Below are 13472 nucleotides of genomic sequence, written 5' to 3' on the forward strand. Positions count from 1 at the left end.
CGCAGAGAGGGGCCGGTGGTCAGCCCTCGAGCGCCGCGTCGAGCGTGATGTCGACGCCCGTGAGCGCCTTGCTGATCGGGCAGCTCTGCTTGGCCTTCTCGGCCGCGTCCTTGAAGCCTGCCTCGTCGAGTCCGTCGACCTCGCCGCGGACGGTGAGGGTGATGCCGGTGAGCTTGAAGCCGCCAGCGTCCTTGTCCTCACCGAGCTCGACGTCGGCGGTGACCTCGAGGGACTGCGGAGTGCCACCGGCCTCGGCGATGAGCGCCGAGAGCTGCATGGCGTAGCACGAGGAGTGGGCGGCAGCCACGAGCTCCTCGGGGCTGGTGGTGCCTCCGGCCTCCTCGGCGGCGCGCTTGGGGAACGAGACGTCGTACGTCCCGACGCCGGAGCTGGTCAGCTCGACCTGGCCGGAGCCGTCCTGCAGTCCGCCGTTCCAGGCAGTGCGTGCGGAGCGAGTGGGCATGGATCCTCCTCGTTGAAAGTTCTACGGACGACTCGACCCTAGCCCGGCCGTCCATGGGCGAGCGGGGCTGATTTCAGTCCCGGGGCGCCCGCTCCGTATACTCGCCCGCGGTCCACCGAGCACTCCTCGGCGGACCACGCCGCCTTAGCTCAGTCGGTAGAGCGAGTCACTCGTAATGACTAGGTCGTCGGTTCGATTCCGACAGGCGGCTCTGACGCCCCCGGGGACCCGAGACCCTGGGGGCGTCTCCTGTTCCGACCCACCATGACCATCCGGAACACGAAGAACCGGACGAGGCCCGTGCTGAGGTTGGCCGCGACGAGCACCGCCACCTCCTGCGTGCGCGACGGCGCGTCGACCAGGGCCCCCAGCAGCCACAGTGATCCGGCAGTGACGGCGAGGCTGAAGCCCAGCAGCGCCAGGCCCAGCGCCTGGTGTCTCGCGGTCCGCTCGGTGCCGCGGACGCCGAAGGTGATCCGGCGGTGCCCGAAGGTGCCGGCGATGGTCGACAGCACCAGGGCGATCGCGTTCGCCGGCTGGGCGCTGAGCTCTGCCCGCAGCAGGACGTAGAGCAGGCCGTAGAGCACGTTGAACGCACCGCCGACGCACGCGAAGACGACCAGCTGGACGAGGATCGCCCTCCACCGCGCGACATCGACCCGGCCCATGGCGCGAGGCTACTCGGAGTCGTCCGTGGCAGGATGCCGAGGCGTGAGGGTCGCCCTCCAGATCACCTGCGTCAACGACGCCATGTTCCCCGACACGGGGAAGGCCGTCGTGAGGCTGCTGCGCCGTCTCGGCGTCGAGGTCGACTTCCCGCGGGCGCAGACGTGCTGCGGTCAGCCGATGGTCAACACCGGCTACCTCGACGAGGCCGTGCCGGTCGTACGCCGCTTCGTCGACGCGTTCGCCGGCTACGACGCGATCGTCACGCCGTCGGGCTCGTGCGCGGGCTCCGCGCGGCACCAGCACTCGATCGTGGCCGAGCGCTCGGGCGACCCGGCGCTGGCCGCCGCGGTCGCCGGGACCGGACCGCGGACGTACGAGCTGTCGGAGTTCCTCGTCGACGTGCTGGGGGTGACCGACGTCGGGGCCTACTTCCCGCACCGGACGACCTACCACCCGACCTGCCACAGCCTGCGGATGCTCGGCGTCGGCGACCGTCCGACGCGGCTGCTCGAGGCGGTGCGCGGGATCGAGCTGGTCGACCTGCCGCACGCGAGCGAGTGCTGCGGCTTCGGCGGCACGTTCGCGCTGAAGAACGCGGACACCTCGATCGCGATGGGCGCCGACAAGGCGCGCCACGTGCGCGACACCGGCGCCGAGGTGCTGGTCGCGGGCGACAGCTCCTGCCTGATGCACGTGGGCGGCATGCTCTCGCGCCAGCGTGCCGGCGTACGTGTGATGCACCTGGCCGAGGTGCTGGCCTCGACCGAGGACACCGAGGGGGAGCTGGGATGACGGGCACCTTCGTCGGGATGCCGGCCTTCCCGGCCGCGGCGCGCGAGGCGCTCGGCGACACGCAGCTGCGCCGCAACCTGGCCCACGCGACCCACGTGATCCGCGACAAGCGCGCGAAGGTCGTGGCGGAGGTCGAGGACTGGGAGGAGCTGCGGCTCGCCGGGGCCGGGGTGAAGGAGGCCGCGCTGCGCGACCTGGCCACCCACCTCGAGACCTTGGAGGCGTCGCTGGTCCGTGCCGGCGCGACCGTCCACTGGGACCGTGACGCCGAGGAGGCGTGCGCGATCGTCGCCGCGGTGGCCAAGGCCCACGGCGCCGACGAGGTGGTCAAGGTGAAGTCGATGGCCACCGCCGAGATCGGCCTCAACGAGGCGCTCGAGACCGAGGGCATCGCGGCCTGGGAGACCGACCTGGCCGAGCTCATCGTGCAGCTCGGCGACGACCTGCCCTCCCACATCCTGGTGCCGGCGATCCACCGCAACCGCGCGGAGATCCGCGAGCTCTTCCTGCGCCGGATGGGCGACGTGGGCCGTCCCGCCCCGGCTGAGCTGACCGACGAGCCGGCGGTCCTGGCCGCCGCCGCCCGCGCTCACCTGCGCGAGAAGTTCCTCCGCGCGAAGGTCGCCGTGTCCGGCGCGAACTTCGCCGTCGCCGACACCGGCACCCTCGTGGTGGTCGAGTCCGAGGGCAACGGACGGATGTGCCTGACGCTGCCCGAGGTGCTGGTCAGCGTGGTCGGCATCGAGAAGGTCGTCGCCACCTGGGCCGACCTCGACCCACTGCTGCGGCTGCTGCCGCGCTCGTCGACCGGCGAGCGGATGAACCCCTACACCTCCACCTGGTCCGGCGTGACCCCCGGCGACGGTCCGCAGGAGGTCCACGTCGTGCTGCTCGACAACGGGCGCACCCGCGCGCTGGCCGACGACGTCGGCCGCCAGGCGCTGCGCTGCATCCGCTGCTCGGCGTGCCTCAACGTGTGCCCGGTCTACGAGCGGGTCGGTGGCCACGCCTACGGCTCGGTCTACCCCGGTCCGATCGGCGCGATCCTCAACCCGCTCATGAACGGCGTCTCCGACGAGCAGACCGCGTCGCTGCCGTACGCCTCCTCGCTGTGCGGGGCGTGCTTCGAGGTCTGCCCGGTGCGCATCGACATCCCGTCGGTGCTGGTCGACCAGCGCGCCGCGGTCGTCGACTCCCACCGCGCCGACCGGGTCCCCAAGGCCGAGGCGGTCGCAATGAAGGCCGCCGCCTGGGCGTTCTCCGACTCGCGCAGGCTCGCGTGGGTCGAGCGCGCCTCCGGCCTCGCCGGCCGGGTCTTCGGCCGGTTCTCCCGCACGACCCTCCCGGGGGGACGCCCGGCAGCCGGTCGGCTGCCCGGGCCCGCCGCCGGCTGGACCGGCGCCCGGGACCTGCCAGCGCCGCCGGAGGAGTCGTTCCGGGACTGGTGGGACCGCACGGACGGCGGACGCGACGGGGGAGTCCGATGAGCGCGCGCGACGACATCCTGCGGGGCGTACGCCAGGCGCTGGCCGACGTCTCCCCGGCGGTCGACGTGCCACCCGCACCGCGAGCCCCCGACCGCGGCGACCTGGTCACGCTCTTCGTCGAGCGCGTCGAGGACTACCGCGCCGTGGTCACCCGCTGCGCTCCCGGCGAGGTGGAGCAGGTGGTCCGCGGTGTGCTCGGGTCGGCCCGCGCCGTGGTGCCCCCGGCCCTCGGGCTCGACCTCCCCGGCACCGTGGTCGACGAGGACTTCACCGCCACCGAGCTCGACGCGTACGACGCCGTCGTGACCCGCGCGGCCGTCGGCATCGCCGAGACCGGCACCGTCGTCCTCGACCACCAGCCCGACCAGGGTCGGCGCGCGATCACCCTCGTCCCCGACCTGCACGTGTGCGTCGTCGACGCGAGCCAGGTCGTCGACGACGTGCCCGACGCGATCGCCCTGCTCGACCCCGCCCGACCTCTCACGTGGATCAGCGGCCCGTCCGCCACCAGCGACATCGAGCTCGACCGGGTCGAGGGAGTCCACGGCCCGCGGACGTTCCACGTCGTCCTCGTGGGGTGAGGTGTGCCACGACCGCTGGCGCTGAAGTGCACGTGACCTCGTACGGTCGTGTCATGCACCGTCCCGCCATCGCTCCAGCACAGGCCGAGCTCTTCAAGCGCGCCTTCCGTCGGCACGCCGCGGGCGTGTGCGTGGTGGTCGTGCACGACGAGGCCGGCCCCGTCGGCGCGACGATGACGAGCGTGGCGTCGGTCAGCGCGGACCCCGCGATCGTCTCGTTCTCCGCAGCGAGCTCCAGCCGTCTCGCGCTCGCGCTCGCGGACGGTGCGCGGGTGGGCGTGTACGTCCTCAGCGCGGCGCAGCGACCGGTCGCGACCGCACTCGCCAGGCCGGGGCCGGGTGCGTTCGACGCGGCGCTGGGGTGGGACGTCCTGCCCGACGGGCGGCTGGCGCTCACCGGGGCGGCGAGCCAGCTGCACGGCCGGGTGACGAACCGGGTGCCGGCCGGTGCGTCGGTGCTGGCCCTGATGCAGGTCGACGAGGTGGTGGTCGGGGACCCGGACGTGCGCCCCCTGGTGCACCACGACCGCGACTACTGGGAGCTCGCTCAGCCTGCGACGGCATCCCGCCTGCGGTAGCCCCACAGTCCCGCCGCGACGAGCACCGCGGCCAGCAGGAGCAGGGCGGCGTACGGCACGACCTCGAAGTCGTCGACCGGCACCGCGGCCAGGTGCCAGAACGGTGAGATCGCCTGGACGGCGCCGGGGAGCCCGAGGAGCTGGCCGAGGATGACCTGGAGTGCGATCAGCGCCACCGCGGCCCAGGCCAGCCCGGTCCCGCGGGGGAGCAGGCCGTGGAGCGCCGCGGCGAGAGCGCCGACGACCAGGGTGCCGGGCAGGTAGGCCAGCTGGCCGCCGAGCTGGGGAAGGACCTGGTCCCACTCGCCGCTGCCGAGGCCGTAGCCGACGGCGAGGCCGAGCCCCATGATCACGGTGAGCTTGACCGCAGCGACGAGCGCGAGGGCGGTGGTCGCCGCCATCCAGCTGGTCCTGCTGACCGGCGTCGCCAGCACCACCTCGGAGCGGCCGGCCTCCTCCTCCGCGCGCAGACGCAGCACGGAGGAGACGACGAAGCCGCACGCGACGACGGCCATGAAGAGGTGGATGTAGGCCAGGAAGGCGTCCACGAGAGCGTCCTCGGCTGCCCGCCCGGACGCGCCGAGGACGTCGGCCACCTCGGGGTTGGAGGCGATCAGGTCGGGAACGGTCGGGATCACCGCGCCGTAGAGCATGCCCAGCAGGAACAACCCGACGCCCCAGCCGATGAGCAGGCCGCGCTGGAGGCGGGCCGCGACGCCGAACGGCGTGCCCAGCAACCGGCCCGCGCGTGCCGGACCGGGCCGGGTGGCGAGCAGCCCGCCGCCGAAGTCACGGTGTGCCATCAGCCGCGCGGCCACCGCCAGCAGGAGCGCCGTGAACCCGAGCAGGAGCGCCGCGGGCCACCAGCGTTCGTCACCGAAGGCGTCCATGCCCTGCGCCCAGCCGAAGGGCGAGAGCCACACGAGCGCGTTGTCCTCCATCGCGCCGAGGCCGCGCACCAGGTAGCCGACGGCGACCGCCGCGCCGGCGAGGCCGAGTGCTCCGCGGGCCGAGGTGGACAGCTGCACGGCGACGAGCGTGACCGCGGTGTAGGCCACGCCCAGAAGAGCCAGCCCGGTGCCGTACGTCAGGCTCCCACCGGCGTCCAGCCCGGCTCCGAGCATCGAGAGGGTGGTGACGGCGCCGATGAGCAACGCGGTCGCGACGCCGTAGACGAGACCGGCCAGGGTGGCCGCGTGGCGGCCCAGCACCGTGGAGCGGAGCAGCTCGGCGCGCCCGGACTCCTCCTCGGCGCGGGTGTGGCGCACGACGAGGAAGACCACCATCAGGCAGATGCCGAGCTGGGCGACCTGGGAGATCTCGTTGGCGACGATGCCGCCGAGGGTGTCGAGCCCGACCTGGCGACCGGCCATCAGGTAGCTCACCGGGCTGGTGCCGACGATCCGGGCGTAGCCCGCGATCTTCTCGGGGGTGTCGTAGAGCGGGGGCACGGCCAGCGCACTGGCGACGATGGTGCCGCCGAGGCCGACGACCCACACCGGCAGGCGTACGCGGTCGCGGCGCAGGACCAGGCGCAGGAGGTGCCCAACGCCGGTGACGGACGTGCTGGGCGGGTGGGCGCTCATGCGTCCACCTCGTCGCCGTACTGGCGCAGGAAGAGCTCCTCCAGCGTGGGCGGGTGCGCGGCGAGGGAGCGTACGCCGAGCCCGGCGAGCGCGGTGACGGCCGCGTCGAGGTGGTCGGAGTCGACGTCGAAGGTGACCCGGTTGCCGTGGATCTCGGGGTCGTGGACGCCCGGCACCCCGGCGATCCCGGTCGCGGGGCGGTCGGTCTCGGCGATGACGGTGGTGCGGGTGAGGTGGCGCAGCTCGGCCAGCGTCCCGGACTGCACGACCCGCCCGGCGCGGATGATGCTGATGCGGTCGGCGAGCGCCTCGGCCTCGGCGAGGATGTGGGAGCTGAGCAGGATCGTGGCGCCCTCCTGCTTGAGCTCGAGGACCGCCTCCTGGAACTCGGCCTCCATGAGCGGGTCGAGGCCGGACGTCGGCTCGTCGAGGAGGTAGAGGTCGGCGCGGCTGGCCAGTGCGGCGACGAGCGCGACCTTCTGCCGGTTGCCCTTGGAGTAGGTGCGTGCCTTCTTCGTCGGGTCGAGGTCGAAGCGCTCCAGCATCTCCTCGCGGCGCGCCTCGTCGAGCCCGCCGCGCATCCGGGCGAGCACGTCGATGACCTCCCCGCCGGTGAGGTTCGGCCACAGAGACACATCGCCCGGCACGTAGGCCAGCCGGCGGTGCAGCGTCGCCGCGTCGTGCCAGGGGTCACCACCGAGCATGGTCACCGTGCCGGAGTCGGCCCTCAGCAGTCCGAGCAGGACCCGGATGGTGGTGGACTTGCCGGCGCCGTTGGGCCCGAGGAAGCCGTGCACCTCACCCTGCTCGACGGTGAGGTCGAGGTGGTCGAGCGCGTGGGTGGTGCCGAAGGTCTTGACGATGTCGTGCAGCTCGATGACAGCCATGGCACCGAGTCTGGCACTGCCGATGCCTGCGCACGCCGAGGCATAGTCCGGCGCCCGCCGGTGTTGGGCCCCTCGAACGACGATCCCCCGAGGAAGGACACCTGATGCGTGCAGTGGTCTACACCGAGAGCGGCGACTCCTCCGTGCTGGAGCTGGTCGAGCGCGAGGCCCCCGAGCCCGGACCCGGTGAGGTGCGGGTGCGGATCGTCCGCGCCGGGGTCAACCCGACCGACTGGAAGTTCCGCGCCGGCGGCATGGGGAAGCTCGCCTTCCCCGAGATCGTCCCCGGCCAGGACGGCGCCGGCGACGTGGACGCCGTCGGCCCAGGTGTCACCGACCTCGCGGTCGGCGACCGGGTCTGGACGATGCTCGCCCAGCACACCCGCCCCGGCGGCACGGCGCAGGAGCTGGTGGTCCTCCCGGTGGCCAACGTCGCGAAGCTGCCCGACGCGGCGTCGTACGACCTGGGCGCCTCGCTCGGCGTCCCCGCGGTCACCGCGCACCGGGCCCTCACCACGTCCGAGGACGGACCGGACCGGCTCGCTCCCGGCGCGCTGGCCGGGACGACGGTGCTGGTTGCGGGCGGTGCCGGCGCGGTCGGCAACGCCGCGATCCAGCTCGCCCGCTGGGCCGGCGCGACCGTGATCAGCACGGTGAGCAGCGACGAGAAGGCCGTCCTCGCCCGAGCCGCGGGGGCGCAGCACGTGGTCAACTACCGCGACGGCGACACCGCCACCGCGATCCGCGACCTCGCGCCCGGGGGCGTCGACCTCGTCGTCGAGGTGGCCCCGGCGCAGAATCTCCGCCTCGACCTCGGCGTCATCAGGCCGCGCGCCACGATCGCGATCTACGCCAACAACGGCGGCGACGAGGTCACGCTCAGCGTGCGGGAGACCTTCTCCACCAACGCCCGCTTCCAGTGGGTGCTGCTCTACACCGTCGGGCAGGAGGCGCTGCGCGCGGCGGCGGAGGACGTCAACGCCGCGGTCGCCGACGGGGCGTACGGCGTCGGCGACGAGCACGGCCTGCCGCTGCACCACTACCCGCTCGAGCGGACCGCCGAGGCGCACGCGGCCGTCGAGGACGGCGCGGTCGGCAAGGTGCTGATCGACCTCTGATCAGCCTCTGAGCGCCGCGTCGACCGCGGCGGGGGACAGCACCGCGTCGAGGGCGAGCTGGGCGCAGCCGACCAGCCCGGCGCCCTCGCCGTGCGCGGCGGGCACGACCTGCAGGTCGCGGCCGGCCAGGGCGGTGGTGCTGCCGAACAGCCCCTCGCGCAGGCCGGCGGCGAACATGTCGAAGGCACCGGCCATGTCGCCGCCGACGGCGACGACGCGCGGGTTGGTGACGATGACGAGGGCGGCGAGCGCCTCGCCGATGTGACGACCCGACTCGCGCACGACCGAGCGGGCGCCGCTGTCGCCCTGCACGGCCTGGGCGACGAGGTCGCGCACGTGGTGCACCTCGTGCCCGCTCTCCCGCAGCCGCTCGACGAGCGCCCACCCGCCGGCGACGGTCTCCAGGCAGCCGACGTCGCCGCAGCGGCACGGCAGCCCGACGCCGGCGGCGACCTTGACGTGGCCGAGCTGGCCGGCTGCGCCGCGGTGCCCGCGCCAGATCCGGCCGTCGGCGACGATGGTGACGCCGATGCCGGTCGAGGCCTTGAGGACGAGGGCGTCGTCGTGCTCGCGCAGGGTGGTCGGTTCCACCCGCAGCTGCGAGAGCGCCATGACGTTGCAGTCGGTATCGATGACGACCGGTGCCGACGTGACCTGCCGGATCCAGGGCGCGAGGTCGACGCCGTCCCAGCCGACGAGGGCGGGGGACTCGACGCTCATCACGTGCGCCGGGTCGACGACGCCGGCTAGTGACATCCCCACGCCCTTGACGTCGGAGCCCGCGCGTCCGAGGTCGGCGAGCATCTCGCGGAGGTGGTCGACCACCACCGGCATCACCGTCTCGGGGCCGGCTCCGACCTCCTGCTCGTGGCTGACCGAGGCGAGCACGGTGCCGTGCAGGTCGCACACCGCCACCTGCGAGCGGCTGCGCCCGAGCGCGATTGCGAGCACGAGCCCGGCGTCCGCGTTGAGGACCAGGGTGCTGGCGGGCCGCCCACCGGTGGCGGACTCCTGCGCCCCCTCGACCACGAGGCCGGCACGCTCGAGCGAGTCGAGGCGCGCACTCACCGCCGTACGGGACAGGCCGGTGAGCCGGCCGAGCGCCCCGCGGGTCGAGGCGCGGCCGGAGCGGATGAGGGCGAGGACGTCGCCCGCGCCGACGGACTGCGCCGGGGAGGGGGTGGGGGCGGTCGACGAGCTGGGCATGGTGCGGTGATTGTGGCACCCGCGTCAAATACGTCTTGAAAAGACTGAAGTTCTGTTGCGCGAGGACCTAATCGATCCGTACCGTCCTCGCCATGGCCATCCCCTCGCCCGTCGAGCCCTGTGACTTCACGGTCTTCGGTGGCACCGGCGACCTCGCGCTGCGCAAGCTGCTGCCCGCCCTCTACCTCCGCGACCGCGACGGCCAGCTCCCCGACGGCTTCCGCGTCATCGGCGTCTCGCGCCACACCGCCGACGACGACGCCTACCGCGCGATGGTCCGCGACGCCCTCACCCAGCACGTCAGCTCCGCGGACCTCGACGAGGCGGCGGTCGCGCGGCTCCTGGCCCGGCTGCACCACGTCGAGCTCGACGTCGAGGACGTCGGGGCGTGGCACCTGCTGCACGCGCGGCTCAAGGAGGGCGCCGCCAGCGAGGACGTGATCCGCGTGTTCTACCTCGCCGTCGCGCCCGGCCTCTTCGGCACCATCTGCGAGCACCTCGACGAGGTGGGTCTGGCGACCGAGCGCTCGCGCGTCGTGCTGGAGAAGCCGATGGGCTCCGACCTCGCCACCGCGCGCCGGGTCAACGAGGCCGTCGGCCGGGTGTTCGAGGAGTCCAACATCTTCCGCATCGACCACTACCTCGGCAAGGAGAGCGTGCAGAACCTGCTCGTCACGCGCTTCGCCAACACCTTCCTCGAGCCGCTGTGGAACAGCCACTGGGTCGACCACGTGCAGATCACGGCCGCCGAGTCGCTGGGTGTGGGGGAGCGCGGCTCCTACTACGACCGCTCCGGCGCGCTGCGCGACATGGTGCAGAACCACCTCCTCCAGCTGCTCTGCCTCGTGGCGATGGAGCCGCCGACCTACGTCGACCGTGAGACCGTGCGCGACGAGAAGCTCAAGGTGCTCCAGGCGCTGCGCCCGATGACGCCTGAGCTCGTCGACCGCGACGTCGTCGCCGGGCAGTACGCCGCCGGGCTCTGCGACGGCGCGCCCGCCAAGGCGTACGTCGACGAGGTGGGGCAGCCCTCGGACACCGAGACCTTCGTGGCGCTGCGCACCGAGGTGCAGAACTGGCGCTGGGCCGGGGTGCCGTTCTACCTGCGCACCGGCAAGCGGCTGCCCGAACGGGTCTCGGAGATCGTGGTCGTCTTCAAGGAGCCGCCGCACGCGATGTTCCCCCACAGCGAGGGCCCGACCGAGCCCAACCGGCTGCACATCCGGGTCCAGCCCGACGAGGGCATGCGCCTGCACATGACCGCGAAGGAGCCGGGACCCGGCGGCATCCGGCTGCGGCCGGTCTCGCTCGACCTCAGCTACGCCGCGGCCTTCGGTGCCCGCTCGCCGGACGCCTACGAGCGGCTGCTGATGGACGTCGTGCGCGGCAACCCGACCCTCTTCATGCGCCGCGACGAGGTCGAGGCGGCGTGGGCGTGGGTCGCCCCGATCCTCGACCGCTGGTCGCAGCCCACCCACCGACCCCGGCGCTACCCCGCCGGCACCAACGGCCCCGTCGCCGCCGCGACGCTCCTCGAGCGCGACGGCCGATCCTGGCAGGAGACAGAATGAGCACCCCCCGCACACCCGGCATCCACCCCGTGGTCGCCGAGGTCACCGACCGCATCGTCCGCCGCAGCGCCGGCACCCGTACGGCGTACCTCGCGCGCGTCGACGCCGCGACCAGCACCGGGCCGGCTCGCGGCACGCTGGCCTGCGCCAACCTCGCGCACGGCTTCGCCGCCTCCGAGGAGCCGGTGAAGTCCGGCCTGAAGTCCGGTCGCAAGCCCAACGTCGCGATCGTGTCGTCCTACAACGACATGCTGTCGGCGCACCAGCCCTTCCGCGACGTGCCCGAGGTGCTGAAGAAGTCGATCATCCGCGCCGGCGGTCTCGCCCAGTTCGCCGGCGGCGTGCCCGCGATGTGCGACGGCATCACCCAGGGCCGCGCCGGCATGGAGCTCTCGCTCTTCAGCCGCGACCTGATCGCGATGTCCACCGCGGTCGCGCTCTCGCACGACATGTTCGACGCCGCGATGATGCTCGGCGTCTGCGACAAGATCGTGCCGGGCCTGCTGATCGGCGCGCTCTCCTTCGGCCACCTGCCGACGGTGTTCGTGCCCGCCGGCCCGATGCCCTCGGGCCTGCCCAACGGCGAGAAGGCGCGGGTGCGCCAGCTCTACGCCGAGGGCAAGGTCGGCCGTGAGGAGCTGCTCGAGGCCGAGTCGGCGTCCTACCACTCCGCCGGCACGTGCACGTTCTACGGCACCGCCAACAGCAACCAGATGCTGATGGAGGTCATGGGCCTGCACCTGCCCGACGCGACCTTCGCCAACCCCGGGACCCCGCTGCGCGAGGCCCTGACCCGCGCGGCGGGCGAGCGCGCGGTGGCCATCACGGCGGCCGGCGGCGAGCCCACGCCCGTGGGGCACCTGGTGGACGAGAAGGCGATCGTCAACGCGTGCGTGGCGCTGCTCGCCACCGGCGGCTCGACCAACCACACGATGCACCTCGTCGCGATCGCCGCGGCGGCCGGCATCTCGCTGACCTGGGACGACCTGTCGGACCTGTCGGCCGCGGTGCCGCTGCTGACCCGGATCTATCCCAACGGCAGCGCCGACATCAACCACTTCGTCGCCGCCGGCGGTACGCCGTTCCTCGTCCACACGCTGCTCAAGCACGGCTACCTCCACGACGACGTGCGCACCGTGTCCGGCCGCGGCCTGTGGCGCCACACGCGCGAGGCACGCCTCGACGGCTCCGGTGACAGGGCGGGCGTGACGTGGGAGGAGGGCCCGAAGCACTCGCTCGACACTGACGTCCTCCGGGGCGCCGAGGACCCCTTCGCCCCCGACGGCGGGCTGCGGATGCTCTCGGGCCGACTCGGTCGCGCCGTCGTCAAGACGTCCGCGGTCAAGCCCGAGCACCGCGTGGTCACCGCGCCGGCGATGGTCTTCGACGACCAGGCCGACTTCCTCGCCGCCTTCGCCGAGGGCCGCCTCGACGGGCGCGACCTCGTCGCCGTGGTGCGCTACCAGGGCCCGGCCGCCAACGGCATGCCCGAGCTGCACAAGCTGATGCCCGCGCTCGGGGTGCTCCAGGACCGCGGCCAGCGCGTCGCCATCGTCACCGACGGCCGGATGTCGGGCGCCTCCGGCAAGGTCCCCGCTGCCATCCACGTCACCCCGGAGGCCGCGCTCGGCGGACCGATCGCTCGGGTCCGCGACGGCGACCTGCTGACCGTCGACGCCGAGACGGGTCTCCTCGAGGTCGCCCTCTCCGACGCCGACCTCGACCGCCGCGAGACCACCGGCCGCGCGCCCCACGACGTCGAGTGGGCCGGCACCGGCCGCGAGCTGTTCTCCGGCTTCCGCGCCATCGTCGGCACCGCCGAGACCGGCGCGAGCGTGATCCGTCCCCTGCCCGCCCCCTCGGAGGAGGCCCCCCTTGCCCAGCACGTCTGATCGCCGGTCCCTGCTCTCGCTCGTCCCCGTGGTGCCGGTCGTCGTGCTCGACGACCTCGACCACGCGGTGCCGGTCGCGCGCGCACTCGTCACCGGTGGCCTGCCCGTCATCGAGCTGACCCTGCGCACCCCGGTCGCGCTCGAGGCGATCGCCGCCATCGCCGCCGACGTCCCCGAGATCCTCGTCGGCGCCGGCACCGTCACCTCGCCGGCGCTGGTGGGGCGCGCGGTCGAGGCGGGTGCGCAGTTCCTCGTCTCGCCCGGCACCACGCCGACGCTGCTGCGGGAGATGGCGGGCTCGGGCGTCCCCTTCCTGCCCGGCACCGCCACTGTCTGCGAGGCGATGGCCGTGCTCGAGGCCGGCGTCACGGAGATGAAGTTCTTCCCCGCCGAGGCGTCCGGCGGGGCGGCGTACCTCAGGTCCCTCGCCTCGCCGCTGCCGGCGGCCCGCTTCTGCCCGACCGGCGGGATCACCGCGGCCACCGCGCCGTCGTACCTCGCCCTCACCAACGTCGGTTGCGTCGGTGGCTCCTGGCTGACCCCGTCCGACGCGCTCGCCGCCCGGGACTGGGAGCGGGTCACCGCGCTCGCGGCCGAGGCCGCGCTGATCAGGTCATCCACCGGTCTGTGAGACTCGCTGGC

Annotated in this window: 13 protein-coding genes and 1 tRNA gene; 9 read left to right on the forward strand and 5 right to left on the reverse strand. The window is 73.4% G+C overall.

What is annotated here, in order from left to right; translation table 11 throughout:
- Nucleotides 1-19: 19 nt before the first annotated feature.
- A complete protein-coding gene (locus K4G59_RS00990; RefSeq protein ID WP_231248622.1) occupies nt 20-463 on the reverse strand; it encodes an OsmC family protein in 444 nt (147 codons plus the stop codon).
- A gap of 138 nt (nt 464-601) precedes the next feature.
- Here K4G59_RS00990 and K4G59_RS00995 point away from each other — a divergent pair.
- Nucleotides 602-674, forward strand: a tRNA-Thr gene (locus K4G59_RS00995).
- Here the strand turns inward: K4G59_RS00995 and K4G59_RS01000 are convergent.
- Complete coding sequence (locus K4G59_RS01000) at nt 643-1131, reverse strand: GtrA family protein (RefSeq protein ID WP_231248623.1); 489 nt, start codon at nt 1129-1131, stop codon at nt 643-645. The two genes, K4G59_RS00995 and K4G59_RS01000, sit on opposite strands and share 32 nt — an antisense overlap.
- Between K4G59_RS01000 and K4G59_RS01005 the strand changes: the two genes are divergently transcribed.
- The 4 genes from K4G59_RS01005 to K4G59_RS01020 are packed head-to-tail and all read left to right on the forward strand — an operon-like array spanning nt 1097 to nt 4570.
- The gene (locus tag K4G59_RS01005) at nt 1097-1924 is read left to right on the forward strand and encodes a (Fe-S)-binding protein (RefSeq protein WP_372461786.1); all 828 of its coding nucleotides are present in this window, start codon (nt 1097-1099) and stop codon (nt 1922-1924) included. The two genes, K4G59_RS01000 and K4G59_RS01005, sit on opposite strands and share 35 nt — an antisense overlap.
- On the forward strand, nt 1921-3411 hold the full coding sequence (locus K4G59_RS01010) for a lactate utilization protein B (protein ID WP_231248625.1): 1491 nt from the start codon (nt 1921-1923) through the stop codon (nt 3409-3411). Before K4G59_RS01005 ends, K4G59_RS01010 begins: the two co-directional genes overlap by 4 nt.
- On the forward strand, nt 3408-3992 hold the full coding sequence (locus K4G59_RS01015; RefSeq protein WP_231248626.1) for a LutC/YkgG family protein: 585 nt from the start codon (nt 3408-3410) through the stop codon (nt 3990-3992). The genes K4G59_RS01010 and K4G59_RS01015 overlap by 4 nt, the downstream gene beginning before the upstream one ends.
- A gap of 53 nt (nt 3993-4045) precedes the next feature.
- Complete coding sequence (locus tag K4G59_RS01020; protein ID WP_231248627.1) at nt 4046-4570, forward strand: flavin reductase family protein; 525 nt, start codon at nt 4046-4048, stop codon at nt 4568-4570.
- On the opposite strand, the gene K4G59_RS01025 is transcribed toward K4G59_RS01020, so the two are convergent.
- The gene (locus K4G59_RS01025) at nt 4540-6156 is read right to left on the reverse strand and encodes an ABC transporter permease (protein ID WP_231248628.1); all 1617 of its coding nucleotides are present in this window, start codon (nt 6154-6156) and stop codon (nt 4540-4542) included. The two genes, K4G59_RS01020 and K4G59_RS01025, sit on opposite strands and share 31 nt — an antisense overlap.
- On the reverse strand, nt 6153-7043 hold the full coding sequence (locus tag K4G59_RS01030) for an ABC transporter ATP-binding protein (RefSeq protein ID WP_231248629.1): 891 nt from the start codon (nt 7041-7043) through the stop codon (nt 6153-6155). The genes K4G59_RS01025 and K4G59_RS01030 overlap by 4 nt, the downstream gene beginning before the upstream one ends.
- A 104-nt stretch (nt 7044-7147) precedes the next feature.
- Between K4G59_RS01030 and K4G59_RS01035 the strand changes: the two genes are divergently transcribed.
- The gene (locus K4G59_RS01035; RefSeq protein ID WP_231248630.1) at nt 7148-8161 is read left to right on the forward strand and encodes an NADPH:quinone reductase; all 1014 of its coding nucleotides are present in this window, start codon (nt 7148-7150) and stop codon (nt 8159-8161) included.
- Here the strand turns inward: K4G59_RS01035 and K4G59_RS01040 are convergent, their stop codons facing one another.
- On the reverse strand, nt 8162-9367 hold the full coding sequence (locus K4G59_RS01040) for an ROK family transcriptional regulator (protein WP_231248631.1): 1206 nt from the start codon (nt 9365-9367) through the stop codon (nt 8162-8164).
- A gap of 92 nt (nt 9368-9459) precedes the next feature.
- Between K4G59_RS01040 and zwf the strand changes: the two genes are divergently transcribed.
- From zwf to eda, 3 genes are read left to right on the forward strand one after another with little or no spacing between them, the layout of a single operon-like run.
- The gene (gene zwf / locus K4G59_RS01045; protein ID WP_231248632.1) at nt 9460-10938 is read left to right on the forward strand and encodes a glucose-6-phosphate dehydrogenase; all 1479 of its coding nucleotides are present in this window, start codon (nt 9460-9462) and stop codon (nt 10936-10938) included.
- On the forward strand, nt 10935-12830 hold the full coding sequence (gene edd, locus K4G59_RS01050; RefSeq protein WP_231248633.1) for a phosphogluconate dehydratase: 1896 nt from the start codon (nt 10935-10937) through the stop codon (nt 12828-12830). The genes zwf and edd overlap by 4 nt, the downstream gene beginning before the upstream one ends.
- Nucleotides 12814-13461 (forward strand): bifunctional 4-hydroxy-2-oxoglutarate aldolase/2-dehydro-3-deoxy-phosphogluconate aldolase, encoded by a 648-nt coding sequence (gene eda / locus K4G59_RS01055; protein WP_231248634.1) that lies wholly within the window; start codon nt 12814-12816, stop codon nt 13459-13461. Before edd ends, eda begins: the two co-directional genes overlap by 17 nt.
- The last annotated feature ends 11 nt before the right edge of the window (nt 13462-13472 follow it).

The organism is Nocardioides furvisabuli (assembly GCF_021083185.1).
In the GTDB taxonomy this organism is placed as follows: domain Bacteria; phylum Actinomycetota; class Actinomycetes; order Propionibacteriales; family Nocardioidaceae; genus Nocardioides; species Nocardioides furvisabuli.

Excerpts from the sequence above, each read along its gene's own strand:
- K4G59_RS01025 (WP_231248628.1), bottom strand. The coding sequence starts at position 6,156 with ATGAGCGCCCACCCGCCCAGCACGTCCGTCACCGGCGTTGGGCACCTC.
- K4G59_RS01015 (WP_231248626.1), top strand. The coding sequence starts at position 3,408 with ATGAGCGCGCGCGACGACATCCTGCGGGGCGTACGCCAGGCGCTGGCC.
- K4G59_RS01030 (WP_231248629.1), bottom strand. The coding sequence starts at position 7,043 with ATGGCTGTCATCGAGCTGCACGACATCGTCAAGACCTTCGGCACCACC.
- K4G59_RS00990 (WP_231248622.1), bottom strand. The coding sequence starts at position 463 with ATGCCCACTCGCTCCGCACGCACTGCCTGGAACGGCGGACTGCAGGAC.
- K4G59_RS01010 (WP_231248625.1), top strand. The coding sequence starts at position 1,921 with ATGACGGGCACCTTCGTCGGGATGCCGGCCTTCCCGGCCGCGGCGCGC.
- K4G59_RS01000 (WP_231248623.1), bottom strand. The coding sequence starts at position 1,131 with ATGGGCCGGGTCGATGTCGCGCGGTGGAGGGCGATCCTCGTCCAGCTG.
- K4G59_RS01035 (WP_231248630.1), top strand. The coding sequence starts at position 7,148 with ATGCGTGCAGTGGTCTACACCGAGAGCGGCGACTCCTCCGTGCTGGAG.
- K4G59_RS01040 (WP_231248631.1), bottom strand. The coding sequence starts at position 9,367 with ATGCCCAGCTCGTCGACCGCCCCCACCCCCTCCCCGGCGCAGTCCGTC.
- K4G59_RS01020 (WP_231248627.1), top strand. The coding sequence starts at position 4,046 with ATGCACCGTCCCGCCATCGCTCCAGCACAGGCCGAGCTCTTCAAGCGC.
- zwf (WP_231248632.1), top strand. The coding sequence starts at position 9,460 with ATGGCCATCCCCTCGCCCGTCGAGCCCTGTGACTTCACGGTCTTCGGT.
- edd (WP_231248633.1), top strand. The coding sequence starts at position 10,935 with ATGAGCACCCCCCGCACACCCGGCATCCACCCCGTGGTCGCCGAGGTC.